The organism is Pectobacterium carotovorum (genome assembly GCF_900129615.1).
Taxonomy (GTDB): Bacteria; Pseudomonadota; Gammaproteobacteria; order Enterobacterales; family Enterobacteriaceae; genus Pectobacterium; species Pectobacterium carotovorum.
The window spans coordinates 779946-804450 of record NZ_FQWI01000001.1 but is presented as its reverse complement, the minus strand read 5'-3'; the positions used below and the strand labels follow the sequence as shown (position 1 = coordinate 804450).

27 protein-coding genes and 1 tRNA gene are annotated in these 24505 nt (G+C 55.5%); 18 read left to right on the top strand and 10 right to left on the bottom strand.

The window, feature by feature from the left end; genetic code table 11:
• Positions 1-45 precede the first annotated feature (45 nt).
• The 15 genes from nrfB (at position 46) to ccmI (ending at position 12202) form a co-directional block, all read left to right on the top strand.
• Positions 46-615 (top strand): cytochrome c nitrite reductase pentaheme subunit, encoded by a 570-nt coding sequence (nrfB, locus tag BUB06_RS03520; RefSeq protein WP_039471619.1) that lies wholly within the window; start codon positions 46-48, stop codon positions 613-615.
• On the top strand, positions 612-1283 hold the full coding sequence (gene nrfC / locus BUB06_RS03515) for a cytochrome c nitrite reductase Fe-S protein (protein WP_010305742.1): 672 nt from the start codon (positions 612-614) through the stop codon (positions 1281-1283). Before nrfB ends, nrfC begins: the two co-directional genes overlap by 4 nt.
• The gene (gene nrfD, locus BUB06_RS03510; protein WP_039471621.1) at positions 1280-2242 is read left to right on the top strand and encodes a cytochrome c nitrite reductase subunit NrfD; all 963 of its coding nucleotides are present in this window, start codon (positions 1280-1282) and stop codon (positions 2240-2242) included. Before nrfC ends, nrfD begins: the two co-directional genes overlap by 4 nt.
• Positions 2243-2263: 21 nt before the next feature.
• Positions 2264-4138 (top strand): heme lyase CcmF/NrfE family subunit, encoded by a 1875-nt coding sequence (locus tag BUB06_RS03505; protein ID WP_039471622.1) that lies wholly within the window; start codon positions 2264-2266, stop codon positions 4136-4138.
• A complete protein-coding gene (gene nrfF, locus BUB06_RS03500) occupies positions 4131-4532 on the top strand; it encodes a heme lyase NrfEFG subunit NrfF (protein WP_010305754.1) in 402 nt (133 codons plus the stop codon). Before BUB06_RS03505 ends, nrfF begins: the two co-directional genes overlap by 8 nt.
• A complete protein-coding gene (gene nrfG / locus BUB06_RS03495; protein ID WP_039471624.1) occupies positions 4529-5389 on the top strand; it encodes a heme lyase NrfEFG subunit NrfG in 861 nt (286 codons plus the stop codon). Before nrfF ends, nrfG begins: the two co-directional genes overlap by 4 nt.
• A gap of 203 nt (positions 5390-5592) precedes the next feature.
• Positions 5593-6225 (top strand): cytochrome c biogenesis heme-transporting ATPase CcmA, encoded by a 633-nt coding sequence (gene ccmA, locus BUB06_RS03490; RefSeq protein ID WP_039471626.1) that lies wholly within the window; start codon positions 5593-5595, stop codon positions 6223-6225.
• On the top strand, positions 6213-6869 hold the full coding sequence (gene ccmB, locus BUB06_RS03485) for a heme exporter protein CcmB (RefSeq protein ID WP_010305762.1): 657 nt from the start codon (positions 6213-6215) through the stop codon (positions 6867-6869). Before ccmA ends, ccmB begins: the two co-directional genes overlap by 13 nt.
• A 68-nt stretch (positions 6870-6937) precedes the next feature.
• On the top strand, positions 6938-7678 hold the full coding sequence (locus BUB06_RS03480; RefSeq protein WP_039471963.1) for a heme ABC transporter permease: 741 nt from the start codon (positions 6938-6940) through the stop codon (positions 7676-7678).
• Positions 7675-7896, top strand: coding sequence for a heme exporter protein CcmD (gene ccmD / locus BUB06_RS03475; RefSeq protein ID WP_010305767.1), 222 nt, complete (start codon positions 7675-7677; stop codon positions 7894-7896). Before BUB06_RS03480 ends, ccmD begins: the two co-directional genes overlap by 4 nt.
• Positions 7893-8375, top strand: coding sequence for a cytochrome c maturation protein CcmE (gene ccmE, locus BUB06_RS03470; RefSeq protein WP_039471628.1), 483 nt, complete (start codon positions 7893-7895; stop codon positions 8373-8375). Before ccmD ends, ccmE begins: the two co-directional genes overlap by 4 nt.
• On the top strand, positions 8372-10327 hold the full coding sequence (locus BUB06_RS03465) for a heme lyase CcmF/NrfE family subunit (protein ID WP_039471630.1): 1956 nt from the start codon (positions 8372-8374) through the stop codon (positions 10325-10327). Before ccmE ends, BUB06_RS03465 begins: the two co-directional genes overlap by 4 nt.
• On the top strand, positions 10324-10881 hold the full coding sequence (locus BUB06_RS03460; RefSeq protein WP_039471632.1) for a DsbE family thiol:disulfide interchange protein: 558 nt from the start codon (positions 10324-10326) through the stop codon (positions 10879-10881). Before BUB06_RS03465 ends, BUB06_RS03460 begins: the two co-directional genes overlap by 4 nt.
• On the top strand, positions 10878-11336 hold the full coding sequence (locus BUB06_RS03455) for a cytochrome c-type biogenesis protein (RefSeq protein WP_039471634.1): 459 nt from the start codon (positions 10878-10880) through the stop codon (positions 11334-11336). The genes BUB06_RS03460 and BUB06_RS03455 overlap by 4 nt, the downstream gene beginning before the upstream one ends.
• The gene (gene ccmI / locus BUB06_RS03450; RefSeq protein ID WP_039471636.1) at positions 11333-12202 is read left to right on the top strand and encodes a c-type cytochrome biogenesis protein CcmI; all 870 of its coding nucleotides are present in this window, start codon (positions 11333-11335) and stop codon (positions 12200-12202) included. The genes BUB06_RS03455 and ccmI overlap by 4 nt, the downstream gene beginning before the upstream one ends.
• Positions 12203-12782: 580 nt before the next feature.
• On the opposite strand, the gene napC is transcribed toward ccmI, so the two are convergent.
• From napC to napF, 7 genes are read right to left on the bottom strand one after another with little or no spacing between them, the layout of a single operon-like run.
• Positions 12783-13385 carry a cytochrome c-type protein NapC gene (gene napC / locus BUB06_RS03445; protein WP_010276503.1) on the bottom strand — a complete coding sequence of 201 codons (603 nt, stop codon included), beginning with the start codon at positions 13383-13385 and terminating at the stop codon, positions 12783-12785.
• An 8-nt stretch (positions 13386-13393) separates the two neighbouring features.
• Positions 13394-13831 carry a nitrate reductase cytochrome c-type subunit gene (gene napB, locus BUB06_RS03440; RefSeq protein ID WP_010307737.1) on the bottom strand — a complete coding sequence of 146 codons (438 nt, stop codon included), beginning with the start codon at positions 13829-13831 and terminating at the stop codon, positions 13394-13396.
• Positions 13828-14691 carry a quinol dehydrogenase ferredoxin subunit NapH gene (napH, locus tag BUB06_RS03435; protein WP_039471638.1) on the bottom strand — a complete coding sequence of 288 codons (864 nt, stop codon included), beginning with the start codon at positions 14689-14691 and terminating at the stop codon, positions 13828-13830. Before napH ends, napB begins: the two co-directional genes overlap by 4 nt.
• Entirely contained in the window at positions 14678-15370 is a 693-nt protein-coding gene (napG, locus tag BUB06_RS03430) for a ferredoxin-type protein NapG (protein ID WP_010307745.1), read from the bottom strand. Before napG ends, napH begins: the two co-directional genes overlap by 14 nt.
• A gap of 5 nt (positions 15371-15375) precedes the next feature.
• Positions 15376-17862 (bottom strand): nitrate reductase catalytic subunit NapA, encoded by a 2487-nt coding sequence (gene napA / locus BUB06_RS03425; RefSeq protein ID WP_039471639.1) that lies wholly within the window; start codon positions 17860-17862, stop codon positions 15376-15378.
• Positions 17859-18179: a chaperone NapD gene (napD, locus tag BUB06_RS03420; RefSeq protein WP_039359411.1), complete on the bottom strand. Its 321-nt coding sequence runs from the start codon at positions 18177-18179 to the stop codon at positions 17859-17861. Before napD ends, napA begins: the two co-directional genes overlap by 4 nt.
• Positions 18176-18712 carry a ferredoxin-type protein NapF gene (napF, locus tag BUB06_RS03415; RefSeq protein WP_039471642.1) on the bottom strand — a complete coding sequence of 179 codons (537 nt, stop codon included), beginning with the start codon at positions 18710-18712 and terminating at the stop codon, positions 18176-18178. Before napF ends, napD begins: the two co-directional genes overlap by 4 nt.
• 246 nt (positions 18713-18958) lie before the next feature.
• On the opposite strand from napF, the gene narQ reads away from it, so the two are divergent.
• A complete protein-coding gene (gene narQ, locus BUB06_RS03410; RefSeq protein WP_236689867.1) occupies positions 18959-20680 on the top strand; it encodes a nitrate/nitrite two-component system sensor histidine kinase NarQ in 1722 nt (573 codons plus the stop codon).
• Positions 20681-20767: 87 nt separating this feature from the next.
• Entirely contained in the window at positions 20768-21400 is a 633-nt protein-coding gene (gene narP / locus BUB06_RS03405; protein ID WP_010307767.1) for a nitrate/nitrite response regulator protein NarP, read from the top strand.
• 68 nt (positions 21401-21468) lie between these two features.
• On the opposite strand, the gene BUB06_RS03400 is transcribed toward narP, so the two are convergent.
• Positions 21469-22431, bottom strand: coding sequence for an AEC family transporter (locus tag BUB06_RS03400; protein ID WP_039471644.1), 963 nt, complete (start codon positions 22429-22431; stop codon positions 21469-21471).
• A 140-nt stretch (positions 22432-22571) separates the two neighbouring features.
• Here BUB06_RS03400 and BUB06_RS03395 point away from each other — a divergent pair, with 140 nt between their 5' ends.
• The gene (locus BUB06_RS03395) at positions 22572-23459 is read left to right on the top strand and encodes a LysR family transcriptional regulator (RefSeq protein ID WP_039471645.1); all 888 of its coding nucleotides are present in this window, start codon (positions 22572-22574) and stop codon (positions 23457-23459) included.
• Between the two features lie 172 nt (positions 23460-23631).
• Here the strand turns inward: BUB06_RS03395 and BUB06_RS03390 are convergent, their stop codons facing one another.
• Together BUB06_RS03390 and BUB06_RS03385 are read right to left on the bottom strand one after the other, a co-directional pair.
• Positions 23632-24006, bottom strand: a complete 375-nt coding sequence (locus tag BUB06_RS03390; RefSeq protein ID WP_039471647.1) for a hypothetical protein — start codon at positions 24004-24006, stop codon at positions 23632-23634.
• Between the two features lie 259 nt (positions 24007-24265).
• Positions 24266-24342, bottom strand: a tRNA-Val gene (locus tag BUB06_RS03385).
• Between the last annotated feature and the right edge of the window lie 163 nt (positions 24343-24505).

Here is a 24505-nt window from a genome sequence, read left to right as displayed (position 1 = left end):
CCCCTCATCGCCCGTGGATGCGGGCGATCATAAAGTGGAGTGGATATGAGCGTATTACGTTCGTTATTGACTGCCGGGGTGCTGGTATCAGGCCTGCTTTGGGCATTGCCAGGGCTGACGCAGCCCGCACCTCAGGCGGAAAAAGGAGAGCGCTGGGAGGTCATGCCGCAGCGCAATCCCGATGAGGCTTGTCTACAGTGCCATAAACCGGAAGAGGATGGCATGCAGGGCAAACATGCCTCCGCCGTCAACCCGCATAATCAGCAGCAACTGACCTGCACAAACTGCCATGGTAAGCCATCGCCGATGCACCGCGAAGGCGTCAGAGATGTCATGCGCTTTAACTTCCCAATGTATAAGGTGGAAGAACAAAACAGCGTCTGTATGTCATGCCATACGCCGGAACAGTTGCAGAAATCGTTTTGGCCACACGATGTGCATGTCGCGAAAGTGGCCTGTGCCAGCTGCCACCAGTTGCATCCCACGCAGGATAGTATGCAGACGCTGAACGACAAGAGCCGCATCAAACTGTGCGTGGATTGCCATAGCGATCAGCGCAATAACCCAGACTTCAACCCAGCCTCAGTTCATCTGGGTAATAAGAGGCAGCCATGAGTTGCTCTCGTCGTCAATTTCTTGCCCGTATGGGGGGGCTCATTGCCATCACCAGTACGGCGGGGCAAGTTGTCGCACAGACGCTGAATATCAACGGCGTCCGCTATGGCATGATCCACGATGAATCGCTCTGTATCGGCTGTACGGCGTGCATGGATGCCTGCCGGGAAGTCAATCAGGTGCCGGAAGGCGTGTCGCGCTTGACGATCGTTCGCAGCGAACCGATTGGGACCTTCCCAGACGTGAAATACCGCTTTTTCCGTCACTCCTGTCAGCACTGCGATCATGCGCCTTGTGTTGACGTGTGTCCGACCGGGGCGTCATATCGCGATGCGACAAACGGCATTGTGGATGTGAATCCCGATCTGTGCGTCGGGTGCCAATACTGTATTGCTGCCTGTCCTTATCAGGTGCGCTTTATTCATCCGAAGACGAAAACGGCGGACAAGTGCGACTTTTGCCGCAAGACCAACCTGAAAGCCGGAAAACTGCCCGCCTGTGTGTTGTCTTGCCCGACGAACGCGCTGACGTTCGGCAACCTTGACGATCCTGATAGCGAGATTTCCCGCCTGCTTCGTCAACAGCCGACGTATCGCTACAAAATCGCGCTCGGCACTCGTCCTAAGGTTTATCGCGTACCGTTTAAATACGGGGAGGTTCATCAATGACGCCCGTGTCTTCAAGCGCATTCCATTTTGCTTCGTTAGTCTGGGACTGGCCAATTGCGATTTACCTGTTCCTGGTGGGCATTTCTGCGGGGCTGGTGACGCTGTCGGTCCTACTGCGACGCTACCACCCCGAACAGGCAACCGCCGACAGTACGCTAATGCGCACCACGCTGATTCTTGCACCGTGCACCATCATTCTGGGATTGCTGATTCTGGTTTTCCACCTGACGCGCCCCTGGACGTTCTGGAAGCTCATGTTCCATTACAGCTTTACCTCGGTGATGTCAGTTGGGGTCATGCTGTTTCAGGTCTATATGGCGGCGCTGGCGGTCTGGTTGGTCAACATTTTCAGCGAGCAGGTTATCGTGCTGCAACAGCGCTGGTTGCCGAAGCTGAACATTCTTCCCAAGGTGCTCAGTTGGCTGGCACCGATGCAGAAATCGCTGGATATCGTGATGTTACTGCTGGCGGTGATGTTAGGGGCTTATACCGGGTTTTTACTCTCCGCGCTGAAGACCTATCCGCTGCTGAATAACCCGATCTTACCGGCGCTATTCCTGTTTTCGGGGGTGTCCTCCGGTGCCGCAGTCGCGCTGATCGCTATGGCCTGCCGCTATCGCCGCAATCCGCATAGCGAAGAAGCGCACTTTGTACACCGTGTCGAAACGCCGGTCGTGTGGTTAGAAATCTTCTTACTGTTTGCGTTCTTTATCGGCCTTGCTTTAGGGGACGATGGGAAGCAGCGGGCGCTGGTGGCCGCCGTGGGCGGTGGGTTCTGGGCCGTGTGGTTCTGGCTGGGCGTGGTAGGGATTGGATTAATCCTTCCCTTGCTGCTCAAGTCATGGGCTAACCGACAGCATTCACCTTATGGCGTGCTGGCGGTCTGCGGCATGAGTCTGGTGGGCGTCTTGCTACTGCGCTTCTTTATCCTCTATGCGGGGCAGTTAACCGTTGTCTAATTCCCAGCAAGAGGCCTGTTGATGTTGTTATTGCCAGAATTTGGGTATGTCGCGCTGTCGCTGGCGGTTTGCGTCGGTGTGGCGACGGCGTTGCTGACATTTTCAGGCTATTCCCTGCGCTGGTCGGGCACTTACCGACTGGCGCGGTGCTGGACGTTGGTACTGTTTGGCCTCGTGCTGTTCGCGTTTATCGCGCTGACGCTGAGCGTGGTACAGGATGATTTTTCTGTTAATTACGTCGCTCAACATAGTCATCGTGATTTACCGCTGCGGCTAAAAATTGCAGCGGTCTGGGGCGGGCATGAAGGATCGCTGCTGCTATGGCTGTTATGTTTAACCGGCTGGAGTGCCGCGTTCGCCTGTCGCTATCGTAAGGCGGAAAGCGATCTGTTTCCGCTGACGCTGGCGATGCTGGCTGTGATCGCGACTGCGCTGCTGATGTTCATTGTCTTTTTCTCCGATCCCTTTGTGCGTCTCTTCCCGCCTGCGGTGGCGGGAAGGGATCTCAACCCCATGTTGCAACACATTGGTCTTATCCTGCATCCGCCGTTGCTCTATCTGGGCTATGGCGGGTTAACCGTGAGTGCGGCGCTGGCGTTAGCCGCCCTGATTCACGGTGAGTTTACTGCGCCAGCCGCCTGGATTTGCTGGCGCTGGACGCTGCCCGCCTGGAGCCTGTTGACGCTAGGAATCATCCTCGGATCGTGGTGGGCCTATAACGAACTGGGCTGGGGAGGATGGTGGTTCTGGGATCCGGTAGAGAACGCCTCGCTACTCCCGTGGCTTACGGCCAGCGCATTACTGCACAGCCTGTCTGTCACCCGCATGCGCGGCATCTTCCGCCATTGGTCGCTGATATTGGCGTTGCTGACGTTCATTTTATGCCTGTTGGGCACGCTGATTGTGCGTTCCGGGATACTGGTATCGGTTCATGCGTTCGCTCTCGAACATGGCCGTGCGGTGCCTCTATTTATTCTGTTCGCCTGCTTGAGTATGGCGGCGCTGGCGGTTTATGGCTGGCGGGCTCAGCTTGTCCATTCTGCTGCCCGCTTCTCCGGCTGGTCGCGGGAAATGGCGATACTGCTGGTGCTGCTGTTATTCAGTGCCGTCGCGCTGGTGGTATTACTTGGCACGCTTTACCCGATGATCTATGGGCTGGCGGGCTGGGGGAAAATCTCCGTGGGCGCGCCCTATTTTAACCGTGTGCTCTTACCCTTCGGTGGCCTGATGCTGTTGCTCATCGGGGTAGCAGCGGGAGGCTACTGGAAACGCAGCGCACGATGGCCTGTCCGACGTTTCGAAGTGACGCTGGGTGTCGGCGTCATCACCGCGCTGGTCTTATGGCCGCATGGGTACGCCGTCGCACTGGCTGCGGGTCTGATCGGCTGGATTATGGCCGCGCAGTGGTTACAGCCGCTGTCGGCGATACGTCAGCAGCTTCCTGCACTGCTGGCGCATACGGGCGTGGCGCTCTTTGCCCTGGGAATTGTGTTCTCTGCGGGCAGCAAGCAGGAAATCAGTGCCAATGTGGGTCAGGGAGAACAGGTCACGCTGGGCGACTACCATTTCCGATTTTTACAGCTGGAGTTAATCGCAGCACAGAATTACACCGCCGAGCAGGCTGTGATTGCGATTTATCGTGGCGACTCACCGATCGCTCAGGTGAGGCCGGAACGCCGTTATTACAACGCACGTAAACAGCAAATGGTTGAGCCGGGCATTGCCTGGGGGCCAATCAGAGAATGGTATGCCGTGATGGGAGAGAAAACCGGCGAAAACCGCTATGCCATGCGTTTCTATGTGCAAACCGGTGTTCGCTGGGTATGGGGCGGCGGCCTACTGATGGTCGCGGGCGCGCTGCTGGGGTGGTTCAGAGGGAGAAGGGCCTATGGCTAAATACATTGCGCTCCTTTTCATGCTGCTGGCTTTTTCTGTACAGGCTCAGGTGGTCGATACCTGGGCGTTTTCCAGTCAGGCGCAGCGTCAGGCTGCGATGGCGATTGCTGGCGAATTACGCTGCCCACAATGCCAGAACCAGAGTCTGCTGGAATCGAATTCGCCCGTGGCGGTGAGTATGCGTCATGAGGTCTTTTCCATGGTGGAGCAGGGCAAGGACAAGTCAGACATTATGGCGTTTATGAATCAACGCTATGGCGACTTTGTTCAGTACAACCCACCGATGAAAATGCAAACCGGCATCCTTTGGCTCACGCCGCTGCTTTTGCTGTTAGCGATTGCAGTTATCGCGTGGCGGGTGATGCGGCGGCAAAATCGAGGGGCGCGCTCATGAGCCTGTTAAGCGTGAACCTGTTGGACCTGAACGTATTAAGTATGGTGTTCGTCGCTGTCGCGATTGTCGTTCTGGCGGCTGGGCTGCTATGGCCGCTACTGCCCCTGCGTCAGTCGGAGGGGGATGGCAAGCTACAGCGTTTAGCGGAGCGCATCTGGCATTTTCAGTGTGAACAGGCAGGAAAGCATCTGTCCGAGCATGAGGCAAAGATGCTGGGTCGAGAGCTGTCCCACGATCTGCCGTTAGCCTCATCCTCTTCTTCTGCGCAGCGCCCAATGCCTGCCATCGCCGTTGTGGCTGCGGTCATCGTTATCTTATTGAGCAGTGCGACGTTCTACATGCTAAGCCCGCGTGCTGCGCTGGTTCAGACGGAACGCCAGCGACTTGCCGATCCGCTCCATGATTTTAGCGACGCGCAACAGCAGGAAAAACAGCTTACTGCCTTGCAGGACAACATTCGGAAAACACCGGGCAACAGCGTCCTCTGGGCTGAGCTGGGTGAATATTATCTTTACCGTAACGCGTATGACAACGCATTGCGCGCTTATCGTCAGGCGATTGCGCTGAAGGGTGACAGTGCTGAGCTGTATTCGGCACTGGCAGCGGTGCTGTATTACCAGGCCGGTCAGGCCGTCACACCGCCGATGCAAGAGATGGTTGATAAAGCGCTGGCGCTGGATGCCAATGAAGTGACAGCGCTGATGCTGCTGGCATCCGATGCGTTTTTGAAGGCCGATTATGCACGCGCGATTACGATTTGGCAGCGTTTACTGGACACGTACAGCCCGCGGGTTAATCGCGTCCAGTTGATCGAGGCGATCAACACGGCAACGCTGCTGAAGAATAGCCAGAAATAGTGCGTGATAACTCTTGAATAAAAGGGGGCAGCGCGGCTTTTGGCACCGCCATGATGGGCGGGGATAACCGGAATCACCGATTTTATTGATCTCAATAAAAAAGATTAACTCTTTAGGGTTACGGCCCCCAAGAGGGGGAGTAAAGGCACCATGTTATTCTATACCCAAGGGTATATGGCATTAGAAAGTAGGAGTACACCCCGATGTTAGAAGCGCGCGATGTGGTTTGCATACGCGATGAGCATGTGCTGTTCAGCGCGTTGTCGTTTACGGCCAGCGCGGGAGAAATGGTGCAGATTGCCGGTGCCAACGGGGTGGGCAAAACATCGCTATTGCGCATTTTAAGCGGTCTGGCGACGCCTGAATCGGGGGAGATCTGCTGGCAAGGGCAACGCATTAACCGTATGCGCGAGCAGTTTAATCAGCAGCTTCTGTGGTTAGGCCATCAGCCGGGCATCAAAAGCGTCCTGACGGGTGAAGAGAACCTGCGCTTTTTCTATCCGCAACAGGATCAGGATGCACTCTGGCAAGCGCTGGCCGCCGTCGGGCTGGCTGGCTATGAAGATGTGCCCGTGGCGCGTCTTTCGGCGGGACAACAGCGTCGTGTCGCGCTGGCGCGTTTGTGGCTCACCGACGTCCCGCTGTGGATTCTGGATGAGCCGCTGACCGCGCTTGACGTGGCGGGCGTCGAAATGCTGACACAGCGTATGGAACACCATATTGCGCGTGGCGGCATCATCATTTTAACCACTCACCAGCCGCTGCGTCCGTTCGCTCAGGATATTCGCTGTATCCAGCTTACGCCGAGTGAGGGAACCCCATCATGCGGCGTCTGATTGCCCGAGAACTGCGCGTCGCGTTGCGCAATAACGCGGAAATTCTCAACCCTCTGTGGTTCTTCCTGATCGTCATCATTTTGTTCCCTCTGGCTATTGGACCAGAGCCGCAGCTATTGATGCGTGTGGCACCCGGCGTGGTATGGGTGGCGGCGTTGCTCGCTTCGCTGCTGGGGATGGATCGCCTTTTCCGCGATGACTATCAGGACGGTTCGCTGGAACAGCTGACGCTGTTGCCTTTGCCGCTGCCGTTAGTGGTGCTGGCGAAAGTGGTTGTGCATTGGATGGTCAGCGGGCTGCCGCTGTTGCTGCTTTCTCCGCTGGCGGCGCTGTTGTTTGGGCTGGACAGCCACGGCTGGTGGGTGATGGCGTTAACGCTGTTGCTCTGCACGCCAACGCTCAGTTTTCTGGGGGCTATTGGCGCGGGGTTAACGGTCGGGCTGCGCCGCAGCGGTGTGCTGTTAAGCCTGCTGGTCTTGCCGCTCACCATACCGCTGTTGATTTTTGCGACGGCGGCAGTCGAGGCCGCGATGATGCAACTGCCGGTCGGTGGGTATCTGGCGATCCTCGGTGCCTTTCTGGCGGGCAGCGCCACCCTGAGCCCGTTTGCCACGGCGGCGGCGTTGCGGGTGAGCATACAATAATTTTCCGATCTCAGGATCGCCTTCATCGTCCCGTTGGGATGAGTTTTACGCAAAGTGAGCACACGATTATGTTGAAAAAAAACTATCAGCTTACGCAGCCGGATCGCCTTTATGGCCTTTGCGGCAGGCTTATCCCCTGGGTTGCCTTGATCAGTGCCACGTTGCTGATCGGCGGTTGTCTGCTGGGATTTGGGTTTGCGCCTGCGGATTATCAGCAAGGGCAAGGGTATCGCATCATGTACCTGCATGTACCAGCAGCCGTATGGTCGATGGGCGTCTATGCCGTGATGGCGATATGTGCGCTTATCGGGATGATTCGGCAGTCAAAAACGGCGGAGCTGGCCGTAGCGGCGATGGCACCGGTCGGCGCGGTGTTTACCTTTATTGCGCTAACGACGGGCGCCACCTGGGGGAAACCGATGTGGGGAACCTGGTGGGTGTGGGATGCGCGTCTGACGTCGGAACTCGTTCTGCTGTTTCTGTACGTGGGCATCATCGCGCTCTACAACGCCTTTGACGATCGCCGTCTTGCCGGTCGGGCGGCGGCGATTCTGGTGCTGGTTGGCGTGGTGAATTTACCCATCATCCATTTCTCGGTCGAGTGGTGGAACACCCTGCATCAGGGATCGACAAAAATGCAGAAAACGATCGATCCCGCCATGCGTCTCCCGCTGCGAATCATGATGTTAGGATTTATGAGCTTATTCGTGACGTTGTCACTCATGCGCTTGCGTAACTTGATACTGGTGCAGCAGCGCCGCGCGCCTTGGGTTGCTGCGCTGCTTAATAAAGGAGGAATAGCACGATGAACATCGCTTTCACGAGTTGGCAAGATTTCTTTGCGATGGGCGGCTATGCCTTTTATGTGTGGCTGGCTGTGGTGCTCACGCTGTTACCGCTGAGCGCATTGGTCGGTCATACCCTCTTGAGTCGCCGCGCATTGCTGAGTGATATCCGCCGCCAGCAGGCGCGCGAGCAGCGTAAGAATACGGCCCGCCAGTCGGAAACGATGGAGGTGGTGCAATGAGCACACCGCGTAAAACTCGCCTCTATGCCATCGTGGCCGTGGTCTGCGGTGCGGTAGTGACGATAGCGCTGACGCTCTATGCATTGAGCTCAAATATCGATCTCTTTTATACACCTAGCGAAATTCTTTACGGCAAGAACGAAACGCAGGAAAAACCGGCGATCGGGCAGCGTTTGCGCGTCGGCGGCATGGTGATGCCGGGCAGCGTGCGCCGCGACAGCCAAAGTCTGGAAGTCCGCTTCACTGTTTATGATGCGCAGGGCTCCGTGGAGGTGACCTATAACGGAATGCTGCCGGATTTGTTCCGCGAGGGGCAAGGGGTGGTGGCACAGGGCATTCTGGATACCGACGATCATATTATGGCGAAAGAAGTGCTTGCCCGACATGACGAAAACTACACGCCACCGGAAATCAAAGCGGCGATGGAAGGACAGCACGGCCATGCACCGGCGGCGGCCACAGAGGGTAAACGGTTATGATGCCTGAAGTGGGCAATTATCTGCTCTGCCTGGCGCTAGGCGTCGCGCTGTTGCTCAGCGTGTATCCGCTGTGGGGCGCATCGCGTCAGGATACTCGTTTGATGGCGTTGGCGCGTCCGCTTGCCTGGGCGCTGTTTGCATGCATTTTGGCGTCTTTCCTCGTGTTGGTGCATGCGCTGGTGATCAATGATTTCACCGTCCTCTACGTAGCCAACAACTCGAACCGCGCGCTGCCAGTGTGGTATCGCGTGGCGGCAGCGTGGGGCGCACATGAAGGGTCGCTACTGCTCTGGGTGCTGCTGATGAGCGGCTGGACCTTCGCCGTGGCGGTATTCAGCCGTGGGATGTCGCTGGATGCGGTTGCTCGCGTACTGGCCGTCATGGGGATGATTAATGTCGGCTTCTTGCTGTTCATCATCCTGACGTCGAATCCCTTTACGCGCACGCTGCCGGACTACCCGATTGACGGGCGTGATCTCAACCCGCTGTTGCAGGATGTCGGGTTAATCTTCCACCCTCCATTGCTCTACATGGGCTATGTTGGGTTTTCCGTGGCGTTTGCGTTTGCGGTCGCCTCGCTGCTGGCTGAGCGGCTGGACAGCGCATGGGCTCGCTGGTCCCGACCGTGGACGCAGGCGGCGTGGTCATTCCTGACGCTGGGTATCGTGCTCGGTTCGGGCTGGGCGTATTACGAACTCGGCTGGGGTGGCTGGTGGTTCTGGGATCCGGTAGAGAATGCGTCATTGATGCCGTGGCTGGTGGGCACGGCGCTGCTACATTCGCTGTCGGTCACCGAAAAACGCGGCAGTTTCAAAGCCTGGACGGTGTTGCTGGCCATCGGCGCGTTCTCGCTCTGCCTGTTGGGGACGTTTCTGGTACGTTCCGGTGTATTGGTGTCGGTGCATGCGTTTGCCTCCGATCCGGCGCGCGGCATGTTTATTCTCGCGTTTCTGGTCATTGTTATCGGCGGTTCTTTGCTGCTGTTTGCCATCAAAGGCAACCGGGTACGGGCGCGGGTAACGAATTCGCTCTGGTCGCGTGAGACTTTCCTGCTCGGCAATAACCTGATCCTGATGGCGGCCACGCTCGTCGTGCTGCTGGGAACGCTGCTGCCGCTGGTGCATAAACAGCTGGGTTTAGGCAGCATTTCGATTGGTGCGCCGTTCTTTAACACCATGTTTACTCTGTTAATGGCGCCTTTTGCCTTACTGCTGGGCGTGGGACCGCTGGTTCGCTGGCGGCGTGACGAACCGCAAAAGCTGCGTAAGCTGCTGCTGATTGCGCTGGCCGTGACGGCAGCACTGTCGCTGCTACTGCCGTGGCTGTTACAGGATTCCCTTGTTGCCATGACGGTGGTCGGCCTGTCGATGGCGCTGTGGGTGTTCTTCTTAACGGTGTACGAGCTGTATACCAGCTCCACCCGTCGTCATGGTCTGCTGCGCGGTTTGACCACACTTTCACTGAGCCAGTGGGGCATGGTGTGCGGTCATATTGGGCTGGCAGTGACGGTGGTAGGCATCGCCTTCAGCCAGAATTATAGCGTTGAGCGCGATGTACGGATGCGGGCGGGCGACAGCATCGAGATCCACGATTACCGTTTTACGTTTCAAGGCGTGCGTGATGTCGTGGGGCCTAACTGGCAAAGCGCGAAAGGGACGATTGAGGTGACGCATAACGGCAAGCCGGAAGCGATCTTGAAGGCGGAAAAACGCTTCTACAACACCAGCGGCGCGATCATGACGGAAGCCGCCATTGATGCGGGTGTGACGCGCGATCTCTATGCGGCCTTGGGGGAAAAGCTGGATGACGGTAGCTGGGCGGTGCGGCTGTATTACAAACCGTTTATCCGCTGGATTTGGTACGGCGGGGGGCTGATGGCGTTAGGCGGCATCCTGTGCATGTTTGATCCTCGCTATCGCCTGCGTCGTGCGGTCCGGGGGGCATCATCATGAGCCGTAAGATTTTGTTAATCCCGCTCGTCCTGTTTTTACTGCTGGCCGTTGCCTTGCTGTGGCAACTGGTGCGTAACAGCGACGGCGACGATCCGATGCGGCTGGAGTCGGCTCTGATTGGCAAACCGATTCCCGCGTTTCGTCTTGAATCGCTGGATCAGGCGGGAAAGGTTTATAGCCAATCTGAGCTGAGCGATGGCAAACCGCTGCTGCTGAACGTTTGGGCGACCTGGTGCCCGACGTGCCGCGCGGAGCACCAGTTTCTCAACACGCTGGCGGCGCAGGGAATCCGCGTCGTGGGCATGAATTATAAAGATGAACGCCCCAAAGCGGTCGAATGGTTGAAGACGCTAGGCAACCCCTATGCGATGAGCTTATTTGATGGCGATGGCATGCTGGGGCTGGATCTGGGTGTGTACGGCGCACCGGAAACCTTCCTGATCGACGGAAAAGGCATCATTCGCTATCGCCATGCGGGCGATCTCAACAGGCAGGTGTGGCAAGAAACGCTGCAACCGTTGTGGGAACAATACAGCAAGGAGGGTGGCACATGAGAGTGATCGGTTTCCTTAGCGCACTGCTTCTGTCGTTCAGCGTGCTGGCGTCCTCCGAGGTATTGCGTTTTGACAATGACACGCAGGAGCAACAGTTTCGTGAGTTAACCATGCAACTGCGCTGCCCAAAATGCCAGAACAACAGCATTGCCGATTCCAATTCGATGATTGCTTCGGATATGCGGCAGAAAGTGTATGAACTGATGCAGCAGGGACAAACGAAAGAGCAGGTTGTCGATTATATGGTGGATCGTTACGGCTATTTTGTGACGTATGAACCGCCGATCACGCCTTTTACGGTTCTGCTGTGGCTCCTGCCCGCGCTGTTTCTGACTGTGGGATCATGGGTGATTATTCGGCGTGCCCGTCGCATCAGAAGTGCCAAAGAACCGATGAGCGAACAGGATAAGAAGCGCTTGCAGACGCTGTTGGAACGTGAGGGGAAATCCGAATGATGCTACTGATCGCAACCATTGTGCTATTGCTGATTGCGCTTTCCGCGCTGCTGCTTGCGCCGTGGTCGTCACGAGGCGAATACGATCGCGATGCGATCAATCAGGCGCTGTATCGCGATCGTCTGCGTGAGCTTACTGTGGACGTCGCCAATGAGCAGGAACGTGCTCAACTGGTTGAGGAACTCCAGCATACGCTATTGCAGGACATTCCCGGCGATGCGAAGGCACAACAGCGCCCGCTGAACAGCTGGGTTTTGCTGCCGGGCGTGCTGTTGCTGGTTATCGTCAGCCTCGGCGTGTTTTGGAAGACTTCCGCGGTTAATCGGGTGCAGGAATTGCAGCAGGTTGTGGCGTTAACGCCGGACCTGATGAAGCGAGCGCTGGATCCTGACGCCGAACCACTGACCATTGAAGACGTCGCACGTCTCGGTCTGGGATTGCGTAGCCAACTGGAAACGCAGCCAGACAATTCACAAGACTGGTGGATGCTGGGGCGTATTGCGGGTTTGCTGAATAACTACGACATGTCAGTGCAGGCGTTTGCCAAAGCGTTCCAACTCGATCCGAAAAACACCGACCTAGCGCTGGACTATGCCGATCTGCTGTCGCGATCCACCGATCCGCGTGATAGCCAACGCGGTGGAGACATGCTGCGTGAACTGATGAATTCTGGTTCGACCAATGTGCGTGTATTGAGCCTGCTGGCTTTCAATGCCTATGAAGCCCAGCGCTATCAGGACGCGATTAACGCCTGGGAAGCCATGTTGCAGCTGTTACCGCAAAACGACACGCGCCGAGCGGTCATTGAGCGCAGCGTGGAACAGGCGAAAGCGTCAATGCCGGTGCAGGCGACCACCGGCAAGTAAGTCCTCTTTTTATCTTCATCATCAATAGCAGAGGGGCGATATATCGCCCTTTTGTTGTTTCTGTTGTTACGGTGAAGGTTTCGTGCGCAATAAGCAGGGGCAATCTCTGCAACTCACGTCGCACGCGCCCGACACGGGGCGGCTCAGTCGCCGTCGCCCCGTGACCCCTGGCTTTTCGCGGTAAATCGCGCCGCTTCGCGGTGCCTTCGGTGTTCATGCCCGCTGTTCGGACCGCCTGCGACGCGCTCCCGACGCGGCGCAGGCTTTCGCGGCGTCCATGCCGCTCATCCGGCGGTCATGTACACCTCTGCGCGATTTTTTTTACGCGAGCCAACCCCATAAAATCAAAAGACTGAACTGAGTACATTGTTATTTTGGGGCGGTTTTTTCCGGCTGTGCTGAGAGCGGCCTTAGCCACACCCGCGTCGGGCGCGTGCGACACGAGTTGCAGAAAATCACGCGGCTTACTGCGCACGAAACCCTCACGGTATTCACAACGTCTTCGTTACTCCCGCTCGACGGACTTTGTCAGCAACGATAGGACGGCATACACCGTCCCGAGTGTTACGAAGGGTGCGGGTTATAACCCGCTTTTGACGCCGTGCATGTCCGGCAGTTTGTGTGCGATGCCTTTGTGGCAATCGATACAGGTTTGACCGAGTTTTATTGCTTCGCTGTGTTTCTCCGCCGCGACCGTTTTTTGCCCTGAGAAGTCCATGTAGTCAAAATTGTGACAGTTACGGCATTCCTGAGAATTGTTATTTTTCATGCGCCGCCATTCGCTCTGCGCCATCGTCAGCCGGTGTGCTTCAAACTTTTGTGGCGTATCAATCGTGCCCATTATCTTGCCGTACAGCTCTTTACTGGCCTGAATTTTACGCACCATTTTCGGCACAAACTCATGCGGAACGTGGCAATCCGGGCAGGTGGCACGCACGCCGCTGCGGTTGCTGTAGTGCGCGGTTTCCATATATTCCTGATACACGGTATTGCGCATTTCATGACAGCTGATGCAGAACGCCTCGCTGTTGCTCATTTCCATGCCTTTCTGGGATGTCGCCAGAAAGAAAATACCGCCCGCAAAGCCGATAATGAGCAATGTTCCCAGCGCCAGCCGACTCGGACGACGCCACCATTGCCACAGCTGGCGCAACAACCGTCCCACTTTTCCTGGTTGTTTCATAGCAAACCTCACTGTCCAAAGCCTTTAGAAGGGGCGAACGTGTTACCGGTAATCGGCGAACTGTCCGCTTGCGGCACGTGACATTGCAGGCAGAAATGGCGTGCAGGTGCGACATTGCTCAGCACTTTGCCGTCTCTGTCGACAAAATGGGTTGGGCTGACGCGGGGGGCGCTGGTGGAACGATAGCTCTCCACGCCGTGGCACTGTAGGCAACGGTTAAAGGTCGGGGTGACCTGATAGCCATCCACGCTATGCGGGATCATCGGTGGCTGGTTGACATAGTTGAGCGCCATACGCTCCTGCTGCTTCGGCATCCGGCTATTTCCCGGCTGTGTCGCGGCGACTTCTGGCGATTGGCTTAAATCGACCTGTGCAGTTGCTATCGCACTGCCCATTATCGCCAGGGCGGTGATCCAGCGAAACCATCCCATTCTCAGGCTTTTCATGACTTTGCTCCCGGTTTCCATCTAAGGGTTATTTTAAAAACGTCTTCAGCGCAGACATCAATACAGCGTCCGCATGTTATGCAGTCTCGGTCAGTAACCTGTACCGGACTGTGTTTATCGAGCAAGGGCGCGCGAAGTACCTGTGGCTCTGGACAGACATGAAAGCAGTCCATGCAGCGCGTACAGCGTTCACGCTCGGTGGCATCCACAACCAGTGCGCCTTTGCTGCCAAGCGCGCCATACAGCGCACCCGTTGGACAAAGGTGTCCGCACCAGCCGTGTTCCACGACCAATAAATCAAACAGAAATAGCGCCAGCAGCAGCCAGATACCTGCACCAAACCCGAAAATCAGCCCGCGACCCATCAGTGAAACCGGGTTGACCCATTCCCACAGCAGCCCGCCCGTCAGCGCACTCCCTGCCAGAATAAGGATCAGCAGCAGATAGCGTAGATTGCGGGGGATCGTCGCCGAGGCGGTGATGCCGAAACGGCGACGCAGCCAGGCGGCTAAATCGGTGAGCGGATTCACGGGACAGACCCAGCTACAGAACACGCGCTTGCCTGCCAGCGCATAGCTCAGCGCGATAATCAGCGCACCGACCAGCGCGAGGGCGGCAGGCAGATGACCGCTAGCCAAACTTTGCAGCACCATCAGCGGATCGCTAAGTGGTACGGTGTCGAGCAAGCGGCTGGCGCTGTAGTTACCGCGCAGGATCCAGAAGCCTAACAGCGGGCCGCTGAGGAACATGAGCAGCACCAGAAACTGTGTCAGCCGACGCAATACCAGCCAGCGATGGCTACGCCACCAGCCTTTTTTCGCCCGAGCTTCTCGTCCGGCGTCTTGCTTACGATTTGCCATCGCGTGCCTCCAGCCAACTGAAACGGTAGTGGTGTCCGAGCTCGCCTTTTGCCAGCGCGCGCGGCAAGACCTTTATCGCTGGTTGCTCCAGCACACAGGCTTTTTCACATTTGCCACAGCCGGTACAGACATCGCTATGCACCGTCGGCAGAAAACGGGCATGTTTTCCGGTTCGGGCATTGCGCTCGGGCTCCAGCGTGATGGCGCTATCGATGAGGGGGCAGACGCGATAGCAGACATCGCAGCGTAACCCCTGATAGTTCAGGCAGTTTTCCTGATCGAGCAGCACCGCTAATCCCATGCGGGCGTCATCAATAGCGTTCAACGGCTGTAATGCACCGCTGGGGCAAGCGACCACGCAGGGAATGTCCTCACACATCTCACACGGAATATCGCGTGCGACAAAGTAAGGGCTACCGGCTGCGGAGCCGGAGACCAACGTCGCCAGTTTCAGTGTGTCGTACGGACAGGCCTGAACACATTGACCACAGCGTATGCAGGCACCGGAAAACGCCGCCTCAGACAGCGCACCCGGCGGCCGTAGCCGGAGTACGTCTGCCTGAGCACGTCGCTGCTGAATGCCGAGAACCGTCACCGCTGCTGATAAGCCAGCAACGGCGCGGACGGCGTCACGCAGAAAGCGACGGCGAGCGGGTGATGAATTCTCCGGGCGTGCCATGCGCGTTACACCTTAGCCAGCTTGACGGCACACTTCTTAAAGTCCGCTTCTTTCGACAGCGGATCGGTCGCATCCAGCGTCAGGACGTTGGTCATCTGTGCGGCATCGAAGAACGGCATATAGACCAGCCCACGCGGTGGCTTATTACGACCGCGTGTCTCAACAATCGAGACGACTTCACCACGGCGCGAGATAATGCGGACTTTCTCGCCGCGACGTAGATCGCGCGCTTTGGCATCCTGCGGGTGCATAAACAGCACGGCCTCTGGGAAGGCGCGGTGCAATTCCGGTACGCGACGCGTCATGCTGCCGGTATGCCAGTGTTCCAGTACGCGGCCGGTGGAGAGCCAGAGATCGTATTCGTCGTCCGGCGCTTCTGCGGCAGGCTCGTACGGCAGCGCAAAAATAACCGCCTTGCCATCCGGTTTGCCGTAGAAACGGTAGGCTTCTCCCGCTTTGACGTAAGGATCGTGCCCTTCGCTGTAACGCCACTGTGTTTCCTTGCCGTCAACGACCGGCCAGCGCAGCCCGCGAACCTTGTGGTAGGTATCGAACGGCGCTAGGTCGTGACCGTGCCCACGGCCAAACGCGGCGTATTCTTCAAACAGGCCTTTTTGCAGGTAAAAACCGAAGTCGCGAGATTCATCGTTCAACTGGTTTTCCGCTAATTCGCTGAGCGGGAAGCGCGTGGTGACATCGTTCGCAAACAGCACGTCGTAGAGTGTCTTGCCGCGGTAGGCTGGTTTCTGCGCCAGAAGTTCTTCCGGCCACACTTCCTCAATGGCGAAGCGTTTGGCAAAGCTCACCACCTGCCACAGATCCGATTTTGACTCGCCCGGCGCTTTAACCTGCTGACGCCAGAACTGCGTCCGGCGCTCGGCATTGCCGTAGGCACCTTCTTTTTCCACCCACATTGCGGTAGGCAAAATCAGGTCAGCGGACAAGGCGCTGATCGTTGGGTAGGGGTCGGAAACGACGATGAAGTTACGCGGATCGCGCCAGCCTGGCATACGCTCCTGATTGATGTTCGGGCCGGCTTGCATGTTGTTGTTACACATCACCCAATAGGCATTCAGCGTGCCGTCCTTCAGCGCCCGATCCTGTGCTACGGCGTGTAAGCCAATCTTTTCAGGAATTGTGCCTGTCGGTAACTGCCACAGCTTTTCCGCCATCGCGCGGTGTTTCTCGTTGGTCACCACCATGTCCGCAGGCAGGCGGTGGGCGAAGGTGCCGACTTCACGCGCGGTGCCGCAGGCAGAAGGTTGCCCGGTTAACGAGAACGGCCCGCAGCCCGGCTGAGAGATCTTGCCCGTCAGCAGGTGGATGTTATAAACCAGATTGTTCGCCCAGACGCCGCGCGTGTGCTGGTTAAAGCCCATCGTCCAGTAGGAGATCACTTTCTTCTTCGGATCGGCGTAGAGTTTTGCCAGCGCTTCCAACTGATCGGCGGGAACGCCGCTGAGCGCGACCGTTTTTTCCAGCGTGTATTCGGCGACAAAGGCTTTGTATTCTTCAAAACTCATCGGCTCAGATGCATCGGAACCCGGATTTTTCGCCGCTTTTTCCAACGGATGCGTCGGCCGCAGGCCATAACCGATATCGGTCACGCCTCGGCGCAGGTTGACGTGGCGGGTAAAGAAAGCCTCATTCACCGCATTGTTTTGGATAATGTAGTTGGCGATGTAGTTGAGAATGGCCAGATCGGTTTGCGGCGTAAACACCATACCGTTATCCGCCAGTTCAAAACTGCGGTGCTGGTAGGTGGACAGCACGGCGACCGTGACATTGCTGTTCGACAGACGGCGGTCGGTGATGCGCGACCAGAGAATCGGGTGCATCTCCGCCATGTTAGAGCCCCACAGGACAAACGCATCGGTCTGCTCGATATCGTCGTAGCAGCCCATCGGTTCATCCATCCCGAAGGTACGCATAAAGCCGACAACCGCCGATGCCATACAGTGGCGCGCGTTGGGGTCAATATTGTTGGAGCGGAAGCCCGCTTTGAACAGTTTGGCGGCCGCATAGCCTTCCCAAATGGTTGATTGCCCAGAGCCAAACATGCCTATCGCGTTCGGGCCTTTCTCCTTCAGTGCGGTTTTGAATTTCTCCGCCATGATGTCAAATGCCTGATCCCAGGAGATCGGAGTAAATTCGCCTTCTTTATCGAATTTGCCGTCACGCATGCGCAGCAAAGGTTGGGTCAGGCGATCCTGTCCGTACATGATTTTGGGCAGGAAATAGCCCTTGATGCAGTTTAATCCGCGGTTAACCGGCGCTTCGGGATCGCCCTGACTGGCGACGATGCGGCCGTTTTGCGTCCCTACCAACACACCGCACCCTACGCCACAGAAGCGACAAGGGGCTTTATCCCAGTGAATAGCATCCGACTGTTCGGTCACGGCACGAACCGCGGTGGGTATGGTGATGCCTGCGACCGCGGCTGCCGCTGCGACAGCGTTCGCCTTCATAAAGTGTCGTCGACTGAGTTTCATAGTATTTCCTCACCCTGAGCTTGTTGATCAAGAGGTTGTTCATCGAAAGCAAAAGATTGTTCATCAAAAGACGGTTCATCAAGCTGGTGATAAACCAGCGAAACCGCCAGTACGCCTGTAAGCTCGCGTATTGACGCTATTTGTTTTAACAGCGTGTCTTCTGAATCTGACTCCAGTACCACGACCATTTTTCCGGTATCGCTATCGCTGGCACCCACTTCCAGATTGGGTTGCGTCGCTAACGCCTCGCCAACGGCTGCCATCTGCGCCGTGTTGACGTGAACTACTACACTGCAAACATGCCAGACTGTACTCATCGGTTTTCCTGTTGCGTCGGCAGACGCGCTGGCGCGGTGTGATATCCCGCTGTGATTTTTTTCATTGATATGGCGCCGACAGGGCAGCTGGAAATGCAGGCACCGCAGGTGGTACAGGCGTCGTCATCGATGGACGGTGCAGCAACGCGCCCAATGGTGGGACGGAAGCGTATCGCGCCTGTTTCACACGCATCCTGACAGCTGCGGCATTCCACCTGATGCAGCGATAAACAGGCATCCTGGATCGTCAGGTGGTATTCCCACGGCGAGGTGTGACTCTCCGCGAACAGCGCTTGTGGACACGCGCGAGCGCAGTTGTAGCAGAATGTGCATTCACCGCGTTGGAAATCGACAGTGGGAAAACCGCCTGAACCACGCTGGATAATCCCCGCGCCGCAGGCATCAACGCAGACGTTGCAGCGCGTGCACTGGCTCAGGAAATGGCTTTCCACACCGCTCCACGGCGGACGCAACGCGTTGTCTGCCCGCTGTAGGCCACCAGTCAGTAGGGAACGCCGGGAGAGGTTAGTCATGGCAGTTTTTCGCTCTGGCACGCAATGAAATATCCAATAGAAACACGCTGTTTTTGTAGGGGTTACACTATTCCTCTTAGGCTGTATGCGATAATCACCCTTTAGAGGTAAATGGTGGTGCCGGATCAAGCTTATGTGGGATTCGCGTCTCATTGGCTTGCGGGAGCTAGTGAGGATCGTGATAGTACGCTGAATGCTTGATCTACTTATTTTGAGTAGGTATGACGCCAAAGGAGATTATTCGTCATGGTGGTCAAACGTCCTGTTTCTACCAGTCTGGCGCGCGCGTTTTTTTATATCGCGCTGCTTTCATTTCTGACGACGGGTATTGCGCTGTTGACGTTAGCCAGCGGTTTACGCGATGCGGAAGCGATCAACGTTGCCGGATCGATGCGTATGCAAAGCTATCGCATGGGATATGACCTACAGGGCGATCGTGCCGCGTTAGAACCGCATCGCCGCCTCTATGCGCAAACGTTGGATTCCCCGGTTTTTCACCTGCTGGATCGCTGGTATGTGCCGCGCGATGTGCGCGATCGTTATGCGGCGCTGTTGCAGAGTTGGAAAATGATGGATGAACGCCTGAGCGCAGGGGATCGGGTGTGGTATCAGGACAATATTGTTCGCTATGTCACGCAGATCGATCTCTTTGTGCTGGCGTTGCAGCACTATTCCGAACGCAAGATGATGATAGTCGTTGTGACATCAATAATTGGCTCGATCACTATCTATATACTGATCTTCTTTACGCTGCGCCGCATTCGTCGTCAGGTGGTCGTGCCGTTGAATAAGCTGATGGCGGCCTGTTCGTCCATCGAGAAAGGGCGTTTTACCCATTCGCGGCTGGACGTCAATCTGCCTAACGAATTGGGGTTACTGGCGCAAACCTTCAGTAGCATGACTGACGAATTACAAAAACTTTATCGTTCTCTGGAAGATAAGGTTCGGCAGAAAACGCTGCGCTTGCAGGAAGTGAACCGCATGCTGAAGGTGCTGTACAACTGCTCTCAGGCGATGAATGTCAGCACGATCGACAGGCATTGCTTTCAGCAGATCCTGCAAATTGTTCGCCGCTATGAAACGGTCGTTTGTCTGGAAATGCGGGTCGGGGAGAACTGGCAGTTGTGTGAAGGCCAGCCGGATGAGCAGATCGCGTGGCAGACATTGCCGATCCGTTTGCAAGAGGTCGAGTTTGGACAGCTGCGGTGGCAGGCATCAGCGCAGCAGCCGTCGGCGCAGCTGATGGAAAGTGTCGCTAATATGCTGGGTCGCGGGCTCTATTTCAATCAGGCGCAGAAGCACTACCAGCAGCTGTTACTGATGGAAGAGCGCGCCACCATCGCACGTGAACTGCATGACTCACTGGCTCAGGTGCTGTCTTATCTGAATATCCAGATGGCGTTATTAAAGCGTGCAGTATCGGAAGAAAATGCGCAGGCCCGGCAGATCATCACAGATTTTGAACAGGCGTTAAGCGATGCTTACCGCCAACTGAGGGAGCTGCTGGGAACCTTCCGGCTGACGCTGCAACAGGCCGATTTGCCGGCGGCGATGCAGGAGATGATTGAGCCGCTAAGAGCGCAGACGCCAGCGACGATTGATATCGATTGCCGGATACCTACGCAGGCGCTGGATGCATCACAGCAGGTTCACTTGCTGCAAATCATCCGTGAAGCGGTGCTGAATGCGATTAAACATGCGCAGGCGACGATGATTACCGTCAACTGTCGTACGCAGCCAGATGGGCGTTACTGTGTTGATATTCGTGATGACGGTTGCGGCATTATCAATCAGGAGGAACCCGCAGGACATTATGGTTTAAATATTATGCAGGAGCGCGCCGAACGGTTAGGAGGAAAGTTATCTATTGGCCTCCACCCTGAAGGGGGAACGCAGGTTAGCGTCTGTTTTTCGACGCCGACGACCGCGCGTGAACGTGACAACACGAACAATCTCTACCCTGAATAATTCGAGTGGCATACACGTAACTTGAAAGATGACAGGGATAAATCATAAATAAAAAATAATAAGATCCATATTACATTGGGGCTGGGCATGTCAGAAAAACCATCTTATCGCGTGCTGATCGTTGACGATCATCCGCTTATGCGCCGGGGAATCCGTCAGTTACTGGCAACTGACGCCATCTTTGACGTGATTGGGGAAGCCAGCAACGGCATGGAGGCGTTAAGCCTCGCGAATCGGGATTCTCCTGATATCATCTTGCTCGATCTCAACATGAAAGGATTAAGCGGGTTGGATACGCTTCACGCGCTGCGGCGTGATGGGATCTGCGCTCGCGTTATTGTGCTGACGGTTTCTGATGCACCCAGCGATATTTATGCGCTGATGGATGCGGGGGCCGATGGCTATCTGCTTAAAGACAGCGCCCCGGAACACTTATTGGATGCCATTCGCAACGGTGATGCCTTCAGCGAACAAGTGCGCGACGTGTTGCGTCACCGTATCGCCATACAAGATACGCCGTCGCCTTTTACCGTATTGACGGAGCGCGAATTGGATGTACTTCAGGAAGTGGCTTCGGGGTTGTCCAACAAACAAATCGCGAGTGTGCTGTATATCTCAGAAGAGACGGTAAAAGTGCATATCCGCAACATGCTGCGCAAGCTAAATGTGCGCTCCCGCGTTGCCGCCACGGTGCTGTATCTGGAGACGCGCGGCCAGTAGTCTGCTGGTCGCTAAAACAGATGTGTGAACAGGGCTTCCGAATCATTGCCAGAAGCCCGGACGGTTATTCACGAAGGTGGAAAAAGGCTCAATACTGCGGGAATCGTGACGAGTGCGAGCAGTAGCGAGACGATGATCGATAACGCGATCACATCCGGTTGATAGTGATACTTCTTGGCAAACACATACACACCAGCGCCAATGGGCTGCGCGGCCATCACCACGGCGGTTGCCAGCCAGACCCCCTGATATCCATCCATCCCGAATACATAAACGGCTATCGCGAACGTAACGGAAGGCTGTATCACGAGTTTTAGCACAACCATCGGAAGTACTATTTTGCTGACCGTGACGTTCAGATGTTCTTTTACCTTCAGTCTGGCAAGACCCAGTCCGAGAGCAAAGAGCGCGGTGGGGCCCGCAGCATTGCCCAGAAAGCGCGCAAAAGACTCGATGACGACAGGAACCTGAATGTCGAGCAGAACGAACGCCAGACCGGCAAGCACCGCGATCGTCAATGGATTCTTCACGGTAGTCAGCGCCGAGCGTCCCACGCTGTGAATCAATCGCGTATTTGCGCCTGTCGCTCGTGTAGAAAACACATCCCAACTGACGATCACTGCCATGATGGCGGGAATATTGTGCAGAATGGTTGCGATTGCCGCGGGTAGTGCCGCCTGTTCACCATAGACTGAAATCAAAATCGGCACGCCCATGTATCCCGTGGTGCCATAACACGCGCCCATGCTAAGAAGGGAGGAGTGGGGCAATCCGATCCTCATGCGCTTCGCCAGCAATGCGGCAAGCATGTAGGACACTGCAATTCCGATGAGCGTTGACAGCATAAAACCCCACTGTTTCAGATCGCTGGTGTCGGCACGCGCCACGGCAATGAACAGTAAGGCTGGCAGCGCAATATACAGGACATAGTCGTTGATTAACTTATCTGCATTGCCACTATCGGGCTTTGTTCTTCCATAACAATAACCAACGAGAATCACCAGAAATAGGGGAACGACAATCAAGAACATGGATGAGCCTCTTTCTTCTCTATTTTTTGAAGATATCGATGCCTGAATTGTGCGGGGTGTTTCATAAACCGCTAAATGAATTATGATGTGTTCATAATTCATTTAATCAATAGCGATAATCTCAAGAGGTCAGGATAACGGTGCGAGCACAGGTAGAGCGGATAGAGGGGCGTGGTATCACGCTGGAGCAACTGCGTATCTTTGTCTCCATCGCGGAGTGCGGTGGTTTTGGACGCGCGGGTGAAGAGCTGGGACGGACGCAATCAACGCTGAGCGCTGGCCTGAAACGCTTAGAAGAGGATGTCGGTTGTCGCCTTATCGAGCGGCGTCAGGGACACATTCTTGGTTTGACCGAAGAAGGGCGACAGCTGCTGCCTGCCGCGCGTGACATCCTGCTACGTACGCATCGGGCCATCGGCGCATTGCAGAAGTCCCCGATGACAGGCCGCGTAGCGCTCGGTGTCCCGGATGATTTCGAGGTTAAGAATCTGCACGACATCATTTCGTTATGTCTTGAGGAAAATCCCGGATTAAAGGTGGAAATCACGGCGGCTTCATCGACCGTGCTGTCTTCGATGGTTGCCCAGCAACGCCTGGATGTCGTGATCCTCAAAGGATTGGCGGGACAACCGCTGGTTTCTGAAACAGAGAGAATTTTGCGGGTTGAATCTCTTCACTGGGTCAGTTCCGGTGCGGTGAATTTCAGTGAAATTGATGAAGTTCCTCTCGTCACGTTCCCTGATGGCTGTGTGATTCGGAAATGCGCGGTTTCTGCGTTGGAGCATGTCGGACGCCCGTATTACTTTTCTTATGTGAGCGGGTCTTTCGATAACATCCGCAGCGCGGCGGCAAAGGGGCTGGGGATTGGTTTACTGCCGAAGAGCGCGCTGTCCGAAGCACTGTATGTTCTGGGGCCGGAAGATGGCGCTCCCAGCGTTCCGGCGATTCAGCTCGTGCTTAGCGTGACGCGCCCCGGGAAACTCTACCAACAGTTTACCCGCTATATTGATCGTGCATTGGCGAAATAGACTGAGGCTGGGTTTTAGTTCTCGGTAATATCGATTATTGCGGCCAGTAGGGCCGCAGTGTTGCCTGAAAAATGAGATGATGCTTTAGTCTGACTTGGCGTTATTTGATGTGGATACTGACATCGCAACTATGTAACGCTGCAGCACAACAGGTGTCGCGTGCTTCATTTTGTTAGCTAATCTTATTATCAACCTTTGGCTCAATTAGCCCTTGCTTCATCAACTCTGACACAATTGAGCCCTTTGTTCTCTCAAAGTTTGTAACCAGTTCGTCAATGGATGTGCCATTTTGGAATTTCGAGGCTAAGAGCGCTTTTGATTCTTCATTCCACGCAAGACCTGCATTTTTTGGGCGGCCTGCTTGAATATTTTCATGCTGTTTTTCTTCTAGTGTCTTTTTCGTTTCGATTGTACTCCACACAGTGAATAAGGCTCGAATAACCTGCGGATCATTGTATGGACTTCCCTCTGGCAGGACTTCTCCTGTTGTAGGATCAATACCATTTATCAATGCTGTTACGATATCTTTAGCTTCACTAAGTTCCATATTCTCATTTCCTTTCGAGTACTAACACAGAGCATAAATGATGAATGATTTTTCACGAATCGAGCCTAAAGGAAAGCGGGTTCTTATCAAGATCGATTCATAGCAGTAGCCTGAATCCAAACCAATCAGCAGGGTAAAACAGATAAAAAGACGTTAGATTCAATTTGATGTCGATGAAATTAACAAGATACGAGTAAGGGAAATTTCAATTCACATTCATTAACCTACGGGCGTAGGGTAATATTTACAGAACATGAATTGGTACGACCGAGTGGACTCGAACCACCGACCCCCACCATGTCAAGGTGGTGCTCTAACCAACTGAGCTACGGTCGTACAGGAGATAACATCTTAATCAGTAACGTTTTGATTAGAATGCTTTTCTTCATTCCAGCGTTTGGAATGGGCGCTATTATGGACGGCTCCGACGTTGGTGGCAAGCGCTTTGTTTCTCATCCTCTTTCAAGTGTCGAATGTTTAGCCGAATTCGTCGAATGAA